Origin of the sequence: Streptomyces sp. NPDC014995 (assembly GCF_043080745.1) — a bacterium.
Lineage (GTDB): Bacteria > Actinomycetota > Actinomycetes > Streptomycetales > Streptomycetaceae > Streptomyces.
The window spans coordinates 1-17,411 of record NZ_JBIBVX010000007.1 but is presented as its reverse complement, the minus strand read 5'-3'; the positions used below and the strand labels follow the sequence as shown (position 1 = coordinate 17,411).

The following is a 17,411-nucleotide window of genomic DNA, read 5'->3' as shown; positions in this document are numbered from 1 at the left end:
GTCACTCCCCGCCACGCAGCACGGAGTTGCCCTCATGGGTGGCCCCGGGAGCGGCGACGTCGAGGTTCAGCCGGCCGCTGAGACCGTAGAAGGCGACCGGGTTGCGCCACAGGACACGGTCGACGTCGTCCTCGGTGAAACCCTCCGCCAGCATCAGGTCGCCGACGCCGCGGGTCTTGAGCGGGTCGCTCCTGCCCCAGTCGGCGGCCGAGTTCACCAGGATCCGCTCAGGGCCGTACGCGCGCAGGATCCCGATCATCCGGCGCTCGTCCATCTTGGTGTCCGGATACACGGAGAAGCCCAGCCAGCACCCGCTGTCCCACGCCTCCTTCACCGTGGTCTCGTTGAGGTGGTCGACCAGGACACGGTCCTCCGGCAGGGCGGACTCCCGGACGACGTCGAGGGTGCGGCGCAGGCCGGCGAGCTTGTCGCGGTGCGGGGTGTGCACGAGCGCGGGCAGCCCGTGCTCCGCGGCGAGGTGCAGCTGGGCGGCGAGGGCGGTGTCCTCCGCGGGGGTCATCGAGTCGTAGCCGATCTCACCGACGGCGACGACCTGGTCCTTGACGAGATACCGGGGCAGCTCGTCCAGGACCGGGACGCAGCGCGGATCGTTCGCCTCCTTGGGGTTCAGGGCGAGCGCGCAGTGGTGGGCGATGCCGTACTGGGCGGCACGGAAGGGCTCCCAGCCGAGGAGGGAGTCGAAGTAGTCGAGGAAGCTGGCGGGCGACGTGCGGGGCTGGCCGAGCCAGAAGGACGGCTCCACGACGGCGCGGACACCGGCCGCGTACATCGCCTCGTAGTCGTCGGTGGTCCTGGAGGTCATGTGGATGTGGGGGTCGAAGACGCGCATCAGGACTCCTTGCCGTGGGGGGAGCCGGTCAGGGCCAGGACGCGGTACAGGTCCCCGGGGACGGGACGGTCCGCGGCGGTGCGTTCGGCGGCGTGGTCGCCGAGCATGCGGGCGAGTTCGGCGTCGCCGCGGGCGCGCTCTTCGAGGGCTGCCACCTCCTCGACCGGCACTCCGGTGAAGAGGCACTTCAGGACGGCGTGGCGCCAGGCGTGGGCATCGAGGTGCCGGGCCGCGTAGGGGCCGACGGCGGCGGCCAGGAGCCGGGTGTCGTTGGTGCGCAGGGCGTCCTCGACGAGCGGCAGGGCCTGCGGGCCGGGCAGGAGGTGGTGCAGGGCCTTCAGGACGGCGCGCCGTTCGTCGGCGGTGCCCTGGAAGTACACCCTGGTGAGCGCCACGGGGTCGGCGCGGGCGGCGTGGAGGACGAGCACGCGGGCGGCGTCGGCGTACCGGCTGCCGCAGCGGCGCCCGGCCTCGGCCAGGCGCAGCTCCCACACGGAGATGGGGCCGTGGATGCCGGGATGCGCGGCCGCCTCTTCGAGCGCCTGGCGCAACCAGGCGCGGGCGGCGGGAGGAAGGTGGGTCTCGAGGTGGGCCCGCAGGGCGTCGAGGGGGGCGGTGGCGGCGCCCTGGGATGTGGTGGCCGGGGTTGCCGCGGTGGTGCGCGGGCGGGTCGTCATGGGGTGCTCCCTTCGGGGGTGGCGGAGGGCTCGCCGGGTGGTACGGACGCCGCCGCCGCGCGGCGGAGGAAGGGGAGGGAGAGTTCGGCCTGGTGGGGTCCCGCGTGGGAGTGGCGGGGCAGTTCGACGACCGTCAGACCCTGGTAGCCGGTGGCGGACAGGGCGGCGAGGACGGGCGGGAAGTCGATCTCGCCGTCTCCGAACGGCAGGTGCTCGTGGACGCCCCGGCGCATGTCCTCGATCTGGACGTGGCGCAGCCAGGGAGCCGCGGCACGGACGCAGTCGACGGGAGGGAGGGGTTCGAGGCACTGGCAGTGACCGATGTCGAGGGTGAGGCCGAGGGGCTGCGGGTCGCCGAGGAGGAGACGCAGGTGGTGGAAGTCGGCGAGGGTGGCGAGGAGATGACCCGGTTCGGGCTCGACGGCGAGCGGGACGCCGGCGGTGGCGGCGGCGTCCAGGACCGGGGTGAGGGATGCGGCGAGACGCTGCCAGGCGGTGTCCCGGCCCGTGCCGGGCGGGACGGTTCCGCTGAAGCAGTGCACGGCGTGCGCACCGAGGTCGCCCGCCACCCGCACCGCGCGGAGCAGCAGGTCGACCCGGCGGCCGCGGCCCCCGGGGTCCGCGTCCAGGAGGGAGGGGCCGTGCTTGCGGCGCGGGTCGAGGACGTAACGGGCGCCGGTCTCCACGGTGACCTCCAGCCCCAGCGCGTCGAGCCGGTGTGCGACGCGCCGGGTGCGGGCGGCCAGGTCCGGCGCGAGCGGGTCGAGGTGCATGTGGTCGAGGGTCAGCCCGACGCCGTCGTAGCCGAGGTCGGCGAGCAGGCAGATGGCGTCCTCGAGACGGAGGTCGGCGAGGCCGTTGGTGCCGTACCCGAAACGGAGCGGGTGCGGGGGTGCTTCGGCACCGGGCAGCGGGGGCCTCATGTGACACTCACCCGCCTCGCGAGTCTCCGGACGACCGGGGCCAGCGCGACCGTGAGCAGCGCGGAGGTGGTGGCCGTGGACCGCGCGGCGAGCGCGGCCTGGAGGGGGATCGTGGCGCGGATGCCGGCACCGACGGCTCGCTGGGTGAGAGGGGGTGACGGGTTGAGGGCGGCGTGGACGTAGGGGCGGGCGGTGGTCGCGGCGTAGGCGACGGAGAGTGCCGTGGTCAGCAGCGCGGGCAGGCGCGGGTCTCGGCGGCTCGACGGCCGGCGATGCGGTGGCCGGCGGCTCAGCAGCCACGTCAGCGCACCCGACGTGGCCAGGGCTGCGAGGGGCGCCGCCGGTGTGCCGTCGCGGGTTTCCTGGCGGGAGACCGTCGTGACCGCGAGGGTGTGGCTACTCAGGAGTGCCGCCGAGGGGAGGGCCGGGCGGACGTGGCCGGCCGTGGCCGCGGCGCCGAGGAGAAGGTCCAGGCCGCGGGCGGCGGCCATGGCCGACGGGCCCACGGGCGTGCGCTTCAGGACGAGGTCGTACGACCAGACGGTCGCTGCCAGAGGCGCCGCGACCGCCAGCGCCGGGCGGCCCGCCCGGGCGGCCAGGCCAAGACCGGCTGCGGTGAAGGCGCAGGCCGCGGTGAAGGCCGCGGCCGGCCGGACACGGCCGGACGGAAGAGGGCGGTGAGGGCGCTCGGCGGCGTCCTCCCTCCGGTCCGCCCAGTCGTTGAGGGCCATGCCGGCCTCGTACAGACAGACGGAGGAGGCGATGGCGAGCAGGGTGCGGTGATTGGGGCGTGCGGTGAGGGCGGCGGCACCCGCGAGGGCGTCCCCGGGGACCGTGCAGAGCGCGGGGAGGCGCAGGAGTTCGGCCCAGGCACCCAGGTGGTGGATGCGGGGTGCCCGGGTGCCGGGCGCGGTGTCCGCGGGGCGGCGGCCCCCGTCGGCGTCCGGGGCTCCGTCGGGCGACGGCTCGGTGGCCGGGGCTCCGTCGGGCGACGGCTCGGTGGCCGGGGCTCCGTCGGGCGACGGCGACGGCGACGGTACGGTGCGTGGCCTTGTGGCCGGCCCGGTCGGGACGGACGCCGGCGCGTCGGCCCGACGCGTGGCCTCTCCCCCGCTCACGCCTCCCCTCCGGCGCTCAGCCGACGGGCGAACCTCTCCAGTTCCCCGTACTGCTCCGCCAAGGACGACGGCGCGTCACCGACGGGGTCCTTGAAGAAGAAGGCGAGTTCGGGGCGCGGGCCGGACAGTCCCCGCTCGTGGGCGCGGGCGAGGAGACGGACCAGGTCGAGGACGAGAGGAGCCGCCAGGGCCGAGTCGCAGCCCTGCCAGATGGTCTGCAGGATCATGCGGGTGCCGAGGAAACCGTCGAAGGCGATGTGGTCCCAGGCGGTCTTCCAGTCGCCGAGGGCGGGCACGTCGTCGATGTGGACCCGGCCCTCGGGAGTGGTGCCCAGGGTGTCGGCGAGGACGCGTTCCTTGCCGGCGTTCTTGGCGGCAGCGGCCGCCGGGTCGGCCAGGGCCGCTCCGTCACCGCCGCCCAGCAGGTTGGTGCCGGACCAGGCCCGCACGGTGAGCGCCCGCTGGGTGAACATCGGGCCGAGGACGGAACGCAGGAGGGTCTGGCCGGTCTTGCCGTCACGGCCGGCGTACGGCAGACCGCTCGACGCGGCGAGCGGGGCGAGGGCGGGGTGGTGCAGGCCCGCGGAGGGAGTGAAGTTGACGTACGGGCAGCCGGCGCGCAGGGCGGCCGCCGCGTACAGCGAGCTCGGTGGGAGGGCGGGGCCCGGCGGCGCGGGTTCCGTGGAGGCGACGTTCACCACGACCGCGCGGGCCAGGCCGTTGCGTCGTACGAAGTCGCGCAGGTCCGTGGTGAAGGCGCTGATCAGCTGCTCCTCGTCGCGGGTGTCGCCGGGGAGGGGGCCGCCCGGTCTGATCTCCCGGTCGGCGGCCGTGAGTTCGGCCGCGACGGCGGAGGGCAGACCGGGTGGGAGGACCCCGCCGGCGGCGAGCTGTTCGGCGCGCTTGGGCACAGGACAGTCGAGCGTGTCGTGCCCGCCGAACACCAGGGACGACAGGGCGGGCAGGCCGCTGCCGGCGAACGCCGCGGTCTCGGTGACCAGGCCGGTCGGCGGGTGCAGTCCCGCGGTCAGGGCGGCGCAGCCCGCCACGACGGTGGTGGCGACGGAGCCGCGGGCGCCGATCAGCCAGACGCCGACGCGAGGGGGGAGCGAGCGGGGCGCGGACATGGGCAGCCTCCTTGTCGGGCGCGAACCTCGGCGTGGAAGGGCGGGAAGATCAGGAAAGGGAGGGAAGGCGGGGAAGGCAGGGGAAGGCGGGGGCGGCAGGGGAAGGCGGGGGCGGCAGGGCAAGGCCGGGGATGGGGTGGTGACGGCGGGCGGAGGTCCGGCGTCCTCCGCCCGCCGCCGTTCAGTCGCCCCGCGCGGGCAGTTCCTTGATCCGGACGTTGCGGAAGGACACCTGGTCGTCGGCTCCGTGGTTCTGCAGGCCGAGATGCCCGTCGCGCAGGCTCCGGACGGGATCGGTGTTCGTGAAGTCGTTGATCTTCACTCCGTTGAGCCAGACGCGGAGTCGTTCCCCCTCCACGCGGATCTCGTACGTGTTCCACTCCCCCGGCGGGTTCAGCGCACGGTCGCGCTTCTTCAGGTCGGCGGACTGGAAGCCGTAGACGGACCCGGTCGTCCTCTCGGGCACGTCGGTGGCGTCGATCTGGACCTCGTAGCCGTTGTGCACCGCCGACCACGGATCGTCGGAGGGCGGGAAACCGACGAACACACCGGAGTTGTCGTCGCCGGACGCACCGGACATCCTCCAGTCGAGCTTCACCGAGTACGACGACAAGCCCGACGCGGCGTACCAGAGCAGGCCCATCCCGCCCGAGGACATGAGGGTGCCGTCGTCGTCCAGGGTGAAGGAGCCGGGGCCGGCCTGCTTCCAGCCGTCCAGTGACGTGCCGTCGAAGAGTGGACGGTATCCGGTCTCCGGTCGGCAGTCGGCCTGAACCTCGCCGACTGCATACAGTATTCCGCCGACCAGGTGTGTGCGGAATACCGGATCCGCGTACGACTCCTTCGTGTGACCGCCGCCGGTGTAGAAGGCGCGGCCACCCTGGTAGTTCTGGCACCAGGCGATCGGGTGGTCGCCGTCCATGGTGCCGCCGGTGTACGAGGACTCGTCGAGGGAGGCCAGGACGTGGGCCCGGTCGCGCGGGTTGGAACGGTAGTCGTACCACTCGTCGGTGCGGTTCCAGGTCCTGGCGAGCCCCGAGGTCGCCGGGTGGGCACGGTCCTCGACGACGACCGTCGCGGGCTGGATCGCCGGGTGCGACCGGAAGTAGGCGCCGGCGAGGCCGCCGTAGAAGGCCCAGTCGTACTCGGTGTCGGCGGCCGCGTGGATGCCGACGTACCCTCCGCCGCGCCGGATGTAGTCCTCGAAGGCCCGCTGCTGGGTGTCGTCGAGGACGTCCCCGGTCGTCGAGAGGAACACGACCGCGTCGTAGCGCCGCAGGTTGGACGGCGTGAACGCGCCCGCGTCCTCCGTGGCGTCGACCGTGAAGCCGCCGGTCTCGCCGAGCTGTTCCACCGCGGCGATGCCGTCGGGGATCGAGTCGTGCCGGAAGCCGGCCGTCTTCGTGAAGACCAGCACCCGTTCCTCCCGCGGGGAGGGGGCGTGCGAGACGGCGGGCCCCGAGACGCAGCCCAGCAGCAGGGCGGCTCCCACGACTGCCGTGGTCAGTCGACTGGTTGAGCGCATGGCAGCCTCCTCTCAGCCTGTCGTGAAGGTGAAGTCGTCGACTTCGTACAGGGCATCGGAACCGCTCCCCTTGAAGACGAGGTAGAGGGTGGTGGTGCCCCTGGGGGCGCGGGAGAGGTCGGCGCCGACGTCCTGGAAGGTGTCCCAGCCGCCGGTCACCGGCACGGTCGTCTTGCCGAGCAGGGTGCCGGTCGGCGAGCCGGCGCGGACCTCGAGGGTGCCGCCGGTGCCCGCGGAGGAGACGCGCGCGGTGATCTTCCGGGCGTCGGCGAGGGCGTACGGCGTGAAGGAGATCCAGTCGCCGTGGGTGATCCCGCCGACGGTCCTGCCGCCGTGCGCGTTCGCGCGCGGGGTCACGGTGACGCCGAAGGAGTCGCCGAAGTGCTCGGCCTGGCGGTGGCGGGGCTGGAGGAGGTTCTGGTCGTGCGAGGTGAGCGCGGCCTGGCCGCCGCCTCCGCCGTCGGTGTACTCGGCGTCGAACACGCCGAAGATGTCGGCGTCGTCGTCATGGCCGCCGTCGGCGCTGGTCCGGATGGTGCCGGTGCAGCCGTTCGCGGAGGTCACGGGGTGGCCGTGGCTGTCGTGGCCGAGGATGAAGGTGACCTTGACCTTGGCGCAGTCGATGGTCCGGTCCTCGGGGTCGGTGACCCGCACCGTGAAGGGGATCGCGTCACCGAAGGTGAACATCCGGCCGTCCTGGGGGAGTTCGAGCGTCACCCGGGGAGCGGTGTTGCCGACCACGATCTGCACGCTGGCGCTACCGGTGCGGCCGCTCGGGTCCTTCGCGGTCACGGTCGCCGTGTAGGTGCCGTTCTTCCTGTAGCGGTGGGTGGGGTTCGCCGCGGTGGACGTGGTGCCGTCGCCGAAGTCCCAGCTGTAGGTGAGGGCGTCGCCGTCCTGGTCGGTCGTGCCCGCGGAGGAGAAGCGCACCCTGAGCGGCGCCTGGCCGGAGGTGCGGTCGGCCGCGGCCTGGGCGACCGGGGAGTGGCCGTCGGTGGCGTTCTCGATGCGGTACAGGGCGGAGTGCTCGTCGCCGCCGAACCAGGAGACGCCGTAGTCGAGGACGTAGAGGGCGCCGTCGGGGCCGAAGGCCATGTCCATGATCTGGGTGCCGGTCCACGGTACGTCGTTGATCGTCTGCACGGTGCCGTCGGCGTCGCTGGTGATGCGCTTGATCCAGCGGCGGCCGAACTCCCCGGCGAAGAAGTCCCCGTCGTAGGCCTCCGGGAACTTCACCGGCGAGTCGAGCGCGGGGTCGTAGTGGTAGACCGGGCCGCCCATCGGGGACTCGGAGCCGTCGCCGAACTCGGGCAGGGAGGCGCCGTCGTACGGGATCCAGGCGGGCTGGGCCGGGGGCAGGTCGATGAGGCCGGTGTTGTGCGGTGAGGTGTTCTTCGGGGCGGTGCAGTCGAAGGGGGCGCCGGATACACCCGTCGCGAAATCGTATGCAATATACGGGTCGTTGTCGCCCGTACAGAACGGCCACCCGAAGTTGCCGGGCCCGGTGACACGTGCGAACTCGACCTGGCCGGCCGGTCCGCGCGCGGGGTCGGCGGCGCCGGCGTCGGGGCCGTAGTCGCCGACGTAGAGGATCCCGGTCTCCTGGTCGACGCTGAAGCGGAACGGGTTGCGGAAGCCCATCGCGTAGATCTCGGGCCGCGTCCTGTCGGTGCCGGGCGGGAAGAGGTTGCCGGCGGGGATGGAGTACGAGCCGTCGGCGTCGACCTTGATGCGCAGGATCTTGCCCCGCAGGTCGTTGGTGTTGCCGGAGGAACGCCGGGCGTCGAAGGCCGGGTTGCGGTTCGGACGCTCGTCGATGGGCGTGAAGCCGTCCGACTGGAAGGGGTTCGTGTCGTCGCCCGTCGACAGGTACAGGTTGCCCGCCGCGTCGAAGTCGATGTCGCCGCCGACGTGGCAGCACAGGCCGCGGGAGGCCGGGACGTCGAGGATCTTCGTCTCGCTGGCGGTGTCCAGCGTCCCGTCGGCCTTCAGGACGAACCGGGAGAGACGGTTGACGCCGTCGAAGGGGGCGAAGTCGGCGGCCGTTCCGGTCTCCGGGCCGTCGCCCGCGGGGGTGTTCAACGGCGGTGCGTAGTAGAGGTAGATGAAACGGTTCGTGGTGAACCCCGGGTCCACCCCGATGCCTTGGAGGCCCTCCTCGTCGTGGGAGTAGACGTCGAGCTTGCCCGCCAGGCGGGTGGTGCCCGCGGCGTCGGTGATGCGGAGTTCGCCGTCGCGGGAGGTGTGCAGGACCGAGCGGTCGGGGAGGACCGCGAGCGACATCGGCTCGCCGACCTCGGCCTCGCCCTTCGCGAGGGTGACCTGCTGGAAGTCCTCCGCGGCGGCCGCCGCGGGTGCCTGGCCGGCGACGGCTGCACCGGCCTGGGGTGCGGTGAGGGTGAGGGACGCCCCTGCCAGCAGGGCTCCGCTCAGCAGGGCGACCGCCCTGCGCAGCGAGTGGCGTCGTCCATGGGTCCTGTTTCTGCCGGTGCGGGTGGTGCGGTCGTTCCCGTGCACGGGTGCCTCCAGGATGGGGCCGGTTGTACGGGCGGGTGCTTTGCGCCGGGATGCGCCGTCATCCCGGAGAGCGGAAAAGGAGCTTCGGTGGTGCTCAGTTGCCGAACGCCGCGTCGAAGGAGGCCGACGGCGGCTCGAAGTCGTAGGCCTTGAGGCGGGTCAGGGCCTCGGGCGCGCCCTGGAGCCGGTCCATGCCGGCGTCCTCCCACTCCACGGAGACGGGGCCCTGGTAGCCGATGGAGCGCAGCATGCGGAAGACGTCCTCCCAGGGGACGTCGCCGTGGCCGGCGGACACGAAGTCCCAGCCGCGGCGCGGGTCGCCCCAGGGCAGGTGGGAGCCGAGGCGGCCGTTGCGGCCGTCGAGGCGCTTGCGGGCCTCCTTGCAGTCCACGTGGTAGATGCGGTCGCGGAAGTCCCAGAGGAAGCCGACCGGGTCGAGGTCCTGCCAGACGAAGTGGCTGGGGTCGAAGTTGAGGCCGAAAGCCGGTCGGCGGTCGACCGCATCCAACGTGCGTACAGTCGTCCAGTAATCGTATGCAATCTCACTGGGGTGGACCTCGTGCGCGAACCGCACGCCCTCCGCGTCGAAGACGTCGAGGATCGGGTTCCAGCGCTCGGCGAAGTCCTCGTACCCGCGCTCGATCATCGTCTCGGTGGCGGGCGGGAACATGGCCACCAGGTGCCAGATGGCGGAGCCGGTGAAGCCGATGACGGTGTTGACACCGAAGGCGGCCGCGGCGCGCGCGGTGTCGGCGATCTCGGCGGCGGCCCGCCGGCGGACGCCTTCCGGTTCGCCGTCGTCCCAGATGCGGGCGGGCAGGATGGACCGGTGGCGTTCGTCGATGATGGCGTCGCAGACGGCCTGCCCCACCAGGTGGTTGGAGACGGCCCAGCACTTCAGGCCGTACTTCTCCAGGAGCTGGTGGCGGGACTTCACGTACGTGGGGTCGGCGAGGGCCTTGTCCACCTCGAAGTGGTCGCCCCAGCAGGCGAGTTCGAGGCCGTCGTAGCCGAAGTCGCGGGCGAGGCGGCAGACCTCCTCCAGGGGCAGGTCGGCCCACTGGCCGGTGAAGAGTGTGAACCTGCGCGGCATGGTAGGGCCCTCCTCAGTCGGCGATCGGGGTGTAGACGGAGTTCTTCTCGGCGCTCTCCTCCACCGCGGCGAGGACGCGCTGGACCTGGAGCCCGTCGGCGAAGGAAGGTTCGGGCCGGTGGCCTGCGGCGATGGCGTGGACGAGGTCGCGCGCCTGGTGGACGAAGGTGTGCTCGTAGCCGAGGCCGTGGCCCGGGGGCCACCAGGCGTCCAGGTAGGGGTGGTCGGGTTCGGTGACGAGGATGCGGCGGAAGCCGGCGTGCGCGCCGGGTTCGGTGGCGTCGTGGAACCACAGCTCGTTGAGGCGTTCCAGGTCGAAGGCCAACGAGCCGCGCTCACCGTTGAGTTCCAGGCGCAGGGCGTTCTTGCGGCCGGTGGCGTAGCGGGTCGCCTCGAAGGAGGCGAGGGCGCCGGAGGCGAAGCGTCCGGTGAACAGGGCGGCGTCGTCGACGGTGACCGTGCCGGTGCCGGTGACCGTGCCGGTGCCGGCGGCCAGGCCGCTGGTCGTTCCGCCGGGCAGCGGCCGCTGCCGTACGAACGTCTCGGTGAGCGCGGAGACGCCGGCCAGCCGCTCCCCCGCGAGGTGCTGTGCGAGGTCGACGATGTGGGCGCCCAGGTCGCCGAGCGAACCGGAGCCGGCCGACTCGCGGCGCAGTCGCCAGGTCAGTGGGAACTGCGGGTCGACCAGCCAGTCCTGAAGGTACGTCACCCGCACGTGCCGCAGGGTGCCGAGGCGGCCGTCGGCGACCATCTGCCGGGCCAGGGAGGTGGCGGGCACCCGGCGGTAGTTGAAGCCGACCATCGCCAGCCGGCCCGCGGCGTAGGCCGATTCGGCGGCGCGCGCCATGGTCTCCGCCTCCTCGACGGTGTTCGCGAGGGGCTTTTCGCACAGGACGTGCTTGCCGGCCGCCAGCGCGGCGAGGGCGATCTCGGCGTGGCTGTCGCCGGGCGTGCAGATGTCGACGAGGTCGACGTCGTCCCGTTCGACCAGTGCCCGCCAGTCGGTCTCGGTCGCCGCCCAGCCGTGCCGGTCGGCCGCCGCGCGTACGGCGACCGCGTCACGGCCGCAGAGGGCGGCGAGGACCGGGCGGCGGGGCAGGTCGAAGACGCGGCCCGCGGTGCGCCAGCCCTGGGAGTGGGCGGCGCCCATGAAGGCGTAGCCGACCATGCCGACGCGCAGCGGTGGCTTGCCGGCCTCCGGTCCCGCTGACTGCTGCGGCTGTTCCATGCAGGTGTCCTCCTCGTCGTCGTGGCGCGGTGGGGGGGTGGGGCCTGCGCGGTGGGTGGCGCGGGCTGTCCGGGCGAGGCGCCTCAGGGGAAGGCGGTGGTCCGGTCGTGGCGGGCGTGGCGCGGGACGGTGGGGTGGGGCGGGCGCGGGGCCGGGATCGGTCCCCGGGCCGGAGTCGGTGGCCTGTGTCCGGCGGGACGGCACCGGTACCGGCCTCTCCCGGGGTGGGCCCCGGGGGTTGCCGGTGATTTCCGCGCGGCGAGCGGCTGCGGGCCCTCGGCGGTGCGGGCCCGGCCGCGGGCGAACGGCACTTGGCAGGTGAACCGCGGCGGGCCGCCGGGGCAGGGTGCGCCCGGCCCCGGCGCAGGGCGGGTGGCCTCCTCCCGGGCGCCACCGGGGCCGTACGGCGGGCAGCTGCGCCACCGGTCGAGCAGGACCGCTCGGCCGCCGACGGTCCGGCCGGAGCCCGTCCCGGTCCCCCCGGTCCGCACCGGCCGGGGTGCCGCCGCCCGGCCCGGCACCCCTGAACCGCTGTGACGGGCCGGCGCCCTCGACCGGTCCGCCCACCTCACCGGAAGCCGGTGGACATGTACTGGTCGACGTTCTCCTTGTCGACGACCGCCGAGTAGAGGGTGATCGACGCGGGGATCTCGTACTCGGCGAGGCCGCCGGCGCCCTTGCCCTGGCCGAGGGCGCGGGCGAGGTCGATGGCGGAGGCGGCCATCGTGGGCGGGTAGAGGACGGTCGCCTTCAGGACGCCGCTGTCCTGCTTGATCGCCTGGAAGGCGGAGAGGGCACCGGCTCCGCCGACCATGAGGAAGTCGTCGCGGCCCGCCTGCTCGACGGCGCGCAGCGCGCCCACGCCCTGGTCGTCGTCGTGGTTCCACAGCGCGTCGAACGTCGGCTGGGCCTGGAGGAGTTGGGCCATCTTGGCCTGCCCGGACTCGACCGTGAACTCGGCTGCCTGGCGGGCCACCTTCTTGATGTTGGGGTAGTTCTTCAGGGCGTCGTCGAAGCCCTGGGTGCGTTGCTTGGTGAGCTCGAGGTTGTCCAGGCCGGCCAGTTCGATGACGCGGGCGTCGGCCTTCCCCTTGAGCTTCTCGCCGATGTAGTGGCCGGCGTTGAGGCCCATGCCGTAGTTGTCGCCGCCGATCCAACAGCGGTATGCCTGGGGCGAGTTGAAGATTCGGTCGAGGTTGATGACCGGGATGCCCGCGCGCATCGCCTTCAGGCCGACCTGGGTGAGGGCCTTGCCGTCGGCGGGCAGGACGACGAGGACGTCGACCTTCTTGTTGATGAGGGTCTCGATCTGGCCGATCTGCTGGGCGGTGTCGTTCGAGCCCTCGGTGATCTCCAGGGTCACGTCGGAGTACTTCTTCGCGCGGTTCTCGGCGTTGTCGTTGATGGCGTTGAGCCAGCCGTGGTCGGCCTGGGGTCCGGCGAAGCCGATGGTGACCTGCTTGCCGGGCTTGTCGTCGGCGGCCGGCCGGTCGTTCGCGGCCGGCTCCTCGCTCTTCGGATCGTTGCTGGTGCAACCCGTGAGGAGGGTGCCGGCCGAGACGGCGGCGGTCCCGAGGAGCAGGCCTCTGCGGCTGGTGAAGCGGCTCGTGAAAGACGTCGGCTCTGGCATGACGGTGAACCCTTTCCTCAGGTCGTGCTCGCGGTACGGCGCTGGACCAGCACGGCGGCGACGATGATCGCGCCCTTGGCGATCTGCTGGACGTCGCTCTGCAGGTTGTTCAGGGCGAAGATGTTGGTGATCGTGGTGAAGATCAGCACGCCGAGCACGGAGCCGGTGATGGTGCCGCGGCCCCCGCTGAGCAGGGTGCCGCCGATGATCGCGGCCGCGATGGCGTCGAGTTCGTAGAGGTTGCCGTTGGTGTTCTGGCCGGAGCCGGACAGGATGATCAGCAGGAAGGCGGCGATGCCGCAGCACAGTCCGGACAGCAGGTAGAGGTAGAGCCGCTGGCGTCGTACGTCGATGCCGGCGAGGCGGGCGGCCTCCGCGTTGCCGCCGACGGCGATGGTGCGCCGGCCGAAGGTGGTGCGGTTCAGCAGGAGCCAGCCGATGATCGTCACGACTGCGAAGATCATGACGAGGGGCGGCACGCCGAGCACGTACGCGTCGCGCTCGCCGAGGTCGAGGATGCCGTCGACGGTGACGATCTGCGTCTTGCCGTCCGTGATCTGGAGGGCGAGTCCGCGGGCCGAGGCGAACATGGCGAGCGTGGCGATGAACGGGACCATCCCGCCGTACGCGATCAGCAGCCCGTTGACCAGGCCGCAGCCCAGGCCGACGAGGACGGAGGTGAAGAGGATGCCGCCGAAGCCGTACTCCTGGGTGGCGACGGTGGTCGCCCACACGGAGGCGAGGGCGACGATCGCGCCGACGGACAGGTCGATGCCGCCGGAGGTGATGACGAAGGTCATGCCGACGGTGACGACACCGATCACGGAGCCCTGGGTGAGGACGAGTTGGAGGTTGCGGGTGTCGAGGAACTCGTCGGGCTTGGTGATGCCGCCGATGACGATCAGCGCGGCCAGCACTCCGAGGAGGGAGAGGGTGCGGACGTCGGCGCGGGCGACGAGGCCGCGCCAGCCGGGGAGGTGGACCTGGGGCACCTTGTCGGTGCCGCCCCTCGGTGGGGAGACGGGCTGCGTCATGACGCGGGGCTTCCTTCCATGACGAGGTCGAGTACGCGGTGTTCGTCGAGTTCGCGGGCGGGCGCGGTGTGCACGACGCGGCCCTCGCGGAGCACCAGGACGCGGTCGGCGAGGCCGAGCACCTCGGGGACCTCGCTGGACACCAGCAGCACGGCGATGCCTTCCGTCGCCAGTCGGCGGACGACTGCATACAGTTCGGCGCGGGCGCCGACGTCGACACCGCGGGTCGGTTCGTCGAGCAGCAGGACGCGGCACCCGCGCAGCAGCCAGCGCGCCAGGACGGCCTTCTGCTGGTTGCCGCCGGACAGCGTGCGGACCGGCACGGACGGGTTGTCGGGCCGCAGCGACAGCTCACGGGTGGCGGCGCGGGCCGCGCCGCGTTCGGCGCCGCGGTCGATCCAGCCGGCCCGCGAGAAGCGGGAGAGGGAGGAGACGGAGACGTTGCGGGTGACGGACTCCAGCATCAGCAGCGCCTGCGCCTTGCGTTCCTCGGGGGCGAGGCCGAGTCCCGCGCGGACCGCCGCCCGTACGCTGCCCGCCTTCAACGGGCGCCCGCCGACGAGGACTTCGCCGGCCGTCGGTTTGCGGGCGCCGTAGATCGTCTCGAGGATCTCGGAGCGTCCGGATCCGACCAGTCCGGCGAGGCCGACGATCTCTCCGGGCCGCAGGGTCAGGTCGAGGGGCTCGAACTCGCCGTCCCGGGCGAGGCCCCGGACCTCCAGCAGCGGCGTCCCGGCGGCCGGCGCGGCCCGTGCCGGCCGCTCGGGGAAGACGTACTCGACGTTGCGTCCCGTCATCAGCGCGACGACCTCACGGGTCGGCGTCGTCTTCGCGGGCAGCCCCCCGGCCACCGCGCGGCCGTCCTTGAGCACGGTCACCCGGTCCCCGATGCGGCGGATCTCCTCCAGGCGGTGGGAGATGTAGACGACGGCGACGCCGTCGGCGGTGAGGTCGCCGACGATGCGGAAGAGATTGTCGACCTCGTCCGGGTCGAGGGCGGCGGACGGCTCGTCCATCACGATGAGCCGGACGTCGTGCGAGAGCGCCCGCGCCATCGAGACGATCTGCTGCTGCGCCGCCGACAACTCGCCCACCAGCCGGGCCGGGTCGATCTCCGGATGCCCGAGCCGCCGTAGGAGTTCCGCTGTCGATGTGCGTGCGGTCCTTGCGCGTACGACGAAGCCGGCGGTGGTGGGTTCGTGGCCGAGGTGGACGTTCTCGGCCACCGACAGGTGTTCCACCAGGTCGAGTTCCTGGTAGATGGTGGCGATGCCGAGGCGCATGGCGGCGATCGGTGAACGCAGGGTGACGGCGTCACCGCGCCAGCGGATCGTGCCGCCGTCGGGCTGGTGGGCGCCGGCCAGCACCTTGATGAGGGTCGACTTCCCGGCGCCGTTCTGGCCGAGCAGGCAGTGCACTTCGCCGGCCTGGACGTCGAGGTCGACGCCGTCCAGGGCCCGGACTCCGGGGAACGACTTGGTGATGCCGGACATGCTGAGCAGCGGTGGTTCTGGTGCCATGTGGGTTCCCCTCGGCGGGCGTGCGGGCCGGAGTCAGGGCGGAACGCGGGATGTGGGGCGTTCTCGGGGCAGGGCAGAGCAGTGCGCTGTGCGGGCGGGGCGTGCGGGACTCGGTGGTTACGAGGGCGGGGTCACGCGGGTGAGAACAGGTGGTCGCTGATCAGGCGGGCCGCGCCGATCACGCCGGCGGTGGGCCCCAACTCCCCCAGGACGATGGGCAGGTTGCCGGTCGCCAGGGGAAGTGACTGGCGGTAGACCTGGGTGCGGATGGCGGCGAGCAGGGTGTGGCCGAGGCCGGTCACCCCGCCGCCGATCACCACCAGGCCGGGGTTGAAGAAGGAGACGAGTCCGGCGATGACCTGGCCGACGCGGTTGCCGCCCTCGCGGATCAGGTCGAGGGAGGTCGCGTCGCCCGCGGCGGCCGCGGCGGCGACATCGGCGGCGGTGAGGACGCCGTTCGTCTCCAGCCGCGTCGCGAGCTCCGCCGAGAGGCCCTGCTGGGCCGCCTCCACCGCGTCATGGGCCAGGGCCGCGCCGCTGAAGTGGGCTTCCAGGCAACCGCGGTTGCCGCAGGCGCAGGGGCGTCCGTCGGGTACGGCCTGGATGTGCCCGATGTCGCCCGCGCTGCCCGTCGTCCCGCGGTAGACCTGGCCGCCGACGACGATGCCGCAACCGATACCGGTGCCGATCTTGACGCAGAGGAAGTCGGCGACGCTGCGGGCGACGCCCGCGTGCTGCTCCCCCATCGCCATGAGGTTCACGTCGTTGTCGACCATGACGGGGCAGCCGAGGTCCTGGCTGAGTGCCTCCCGCACGGGGAAGCCGTCCCAGCCCGGCATGATCGGCGGCGCGACCGGTACGCCCTCGGGGAAGCGGACCGGACCGGGAACACCGATGCCGGCGCCGTCGAAGCCTTCGGCGAGTCCCGTCGCCTTCAACTTCGCGGCCATGGCCAGTACCTGCTCGAAGACCGCGACCGGTCCCTCACGCACGTCGAGGGGCTGGTTGAGGTGCCCGAGCGTCTCCAGTTCGGCGTTGGTGACCGCGACGTCGACCGAGGTCGCGCCGATGTCGACGCCGAGAAAACGCAGTTGGGGGTTGAGCCGGACGTTGTGGGAGCGGCGGCCGCCGCGCGAGGCGGCGAGTCCGTCGGCCACCACCAGTCCCGTCTCCAGCAGCCGGTCGACCTCCACGGCCAGCTTGGACCGTGAGAGGTCGACCTGGTCGCCCAGTTGGGCACGGGAGTTGGGGCCGCCGTCGCGCAGCAGCTTGAGCAGCCGGGCCTGATGCGCGTTCGCGGGTCGTGCCGTCATGCGTCTCACGAGCCCCTCCCCGCCTCAATCGGCCGCCTGCTGTCGGGCTTTCGAGGGGAACGTAGCAGCGGTCGCCGGGACTGGGAAGAAGTCATGCACCAATTGCTGTGAACTTTCTCCACTCACAGGACAAAGGCCTGCTTCGGATGCGGACGCAAGGTGAGATCGGTTTCTCGTCCGGCGCCAGGTGGGGGCGGCGATCGGGAGAATCAGGCCCGCGGGGGCGTCTGCGGCGCCGGACTCGTCTGGGGCCGGGCGGAGTGGGAGGCCCCTGCGGGCACTGAGCCGATCCGGCCGTACTGAGGGACTCCGCCGGTGGGCGAGGCGCGGCCGGCGACCCGAACCGGCCCGGGGACGCCCTCGAACGGCGGGGCTTTCGGCCGGTGACGGCGGGGCTTTCGGCCGGTGACGGCGGTATGCGATCTACGAGCGACCGTATGGTCGCCGACGGCTGTATGCGGTCTCCGGGCGACCGTATTGCCGTTGGCGACTGTATGCGGTGTCCGAGCGACCGCGTGACCGGTGACGACCGTATGCGATCCGCAGACCGGCTACCGGGCGACTGGCGACCGTGTGCAGTCCGCGGACCGACCCCCACCTAGGCCGTGTATCGAAAGCGGATCTTGCACTGTGGGTGATCGCGGTTCGGACGGTAGGGAGATCTCACGGACGAGCAGTGGGCCGTGCTGGAGCCGTTGGTCCGAAGGGCGCGAACGCGGTTGACCGCCCGTCTGTCTTCCCCGTATGTACAAGGTGAGGCGTGGGTGCCCGACATGCTCAGAGAGGGGCACAACGGATGAGTTTCGAGCACAGCAGGGCTAGGGAGGAGTCCCTTGGCAGGGCATTCGCCGGTGCC

Annotated in this window: 13 protein-coding genes; all 13 read right to left on the bottom strand. The window is 72.5% G+C overall.

What is annotated here, in order from left to right; genetic code table 11:
* Nucleotide 1: 1 nt before the first annotated feature.
* A complete protein-coding gene (locus ACF1A1_RS15695) occupies nucleotides 2-850 on the bottom strand; it encodes a TatD family hydrolase (RefSeq protein ID WP_392000230.1) in 849 nt (282 codons plus the stop codon).
* Nucleotides 850-1,527, bottom strand: coding sequence for an EboA domain-containing protein (locus ACF1A1_RS15690; protein WP_392000229.1), 678 nt, complete (start codon nucleotides 1,525-1,527; stop codon nucleotides 850-852). The genes ACF1A1_RS15695 and ACF1A1_RS15690 overlap by 1 nt, the downstream gene beginning before the upstream one ends.
* On the bottom strand, nucleotides 1,524-2,450 hold the full coding sequence (locus tag ACF1A1_RS15685; RefSeq protein ID WP_392000227.1) for a sugar phosphate isomerase/epimerase family protein: 927 nt from the start codon (nucleotides 2,448-2,450) through the stop codon (nucleotides 1,524-1,526). Before ACF1A1_RS15685 ends, ACF1A1_RS15690 begins: the two co-directional genes overlap by 4 nt.
* On the bottom strand, nucleotides 2,447-3,337 hold the full coding sequence (locus ACF1A1_RS15680; RefSeq protein ID WP_392000700.1) for an SCO3242 family prenyltransferase: 891 nt from the start codon (nucleotides 3,335-3,337) through the stop codon (nucleotides 2,447-2,449). The genes ACF1A1_RS15685 and ACF1A1_RS15680 overlap by 4 nt, the downstream gene beginning before the upstream one ends.
* A 227-nt stretch (nucleotides 3,338-3,564) precedes the next feature.
* A complete protein-coding gene (locus ACF1A1_RS15675; RefSeq protein ID WP_392000226.1) occupies nucleotides 3,565-4,695 on the bottom strand; it encodes an inositol-3-phosphate synthase in 1,131 nt (376 codons plus the stop codon).
* A 181-nt stretch (nucleotides 4,696-4,876) separates the two neighbouring features.
* Nucleotides 4,877-6,220 (bottom strand): ThuA domain-containing protein, encoded by a 1,344-nt coding sequence (locus tag ACF1A1_RS15670; protein ID WP_392000224.1) that lies wholly within the window; start codon nucleotides 6,218-6,220, stop codon nucleotides 4,877-4,879.
* Between the two features lie 12 nt (nucleotides 6,221-6,232).
* Nucleotides 6,233-8,737 carry a PQQ-dependent sugar dehydrogenase gene (locus tag ACF1A1_RS15665; protein WP_392000222.1) on the bottom strand — a complete coding sequence of 835 codons (2,505 nt, stop codon included), beginning with the start codon at nucleotides 8,735-8,737 and terminating at the stop codon, nucleotides 6,233-6,235.
* A gap of 94 nt (nucleotides 8,738-8,831) precedes the next feature.
* The gene (locus tag ACF1A1_RS15660) at nucleotides 8,832-9,830 is read right to left on the bottom strand and encodes a sugar phosphate isomerase/epimerase family protein (RefSeq protein ID WP_392000221.1); all 999 of its coding nucleotides are present in this window, start codon (nucleotides 9,828-9,830) and stop codon (nucleotides 8,832-8,834) included.
* 13 nt (nucleotides 9,831-9,843) lie between these two features.
* Nucleotides 9,844-11,058: a Gfo/Idh/MocA family protein gene (locus ACF1A1_RS15655; RefSeq protein ID WP_392000220.1), complete on the bottom strand. Its 1,215-nt coding sequence runs from the start codon at nucleotides 11,056-11,058 to the stop codon at nucleotides 9,844-9,846.
* Nucleotides 11,059-11,626: 568 nt separating this feature from the next.
* Nucleotides 11,627-12,688: a substrate-binding domain-containing protein gene (locus tag ACF1A1_RS15650; RefSeq protein WP_392000218.1), complete on the bottom strand. Its 1,062-nt coding sequence runs from the start codon at nucleotides 12,686-12,688 to the stop codon at nucleotides 11,627-11,629.
* A gap of 17 nt (nucleotides 12,689-12,705) precedes the next feature.
* Nucleotides 12,706-13,722: an ABC transporter permease gene (locus ACF1A1_RS15645; protein WP_392000217.1), complete on the bottom strand. Its 1,017-nt coding sequence runs from the start codon at nucleotides 13,720-13,722 to the stop codon at nucleotides 12,706-12,708.
* Nucleotides 13,719-15,242 carry a sugar ABC transporter ATP-binding protein gene (locus tag ACF1A1_RS15640; protein ID WP_392000216.1) on the bottom strand — a complete coding sequence of 508 codons (1,524 nt, stop codon included), beginning with the start codon at nucleotides 15,240-15,242 and terminating at the stop codon, nucleotides 13,719-13,721. The genes ACF1A1_RS15645 and ACF1A1_RS15640 overlap by 4 nt, the downstream gene beginning before the upstream one ends.
* Nucleotides 15,243-15,373: 131 nt before the next feature.
* Nucleotides 15,374-16,555, bottom strand: a complete 1,182-nt coding sequence (locus tag ACF1A1_RS15635) for an ROK family protein (protein ID WP_392000215.1) — start codon at nucleotides 16,553-16,555, stop codon at nucleotides 15,374-15,376.
* Nucleotides 16,556-17,411: the final 856 nt, after the last annotated feature.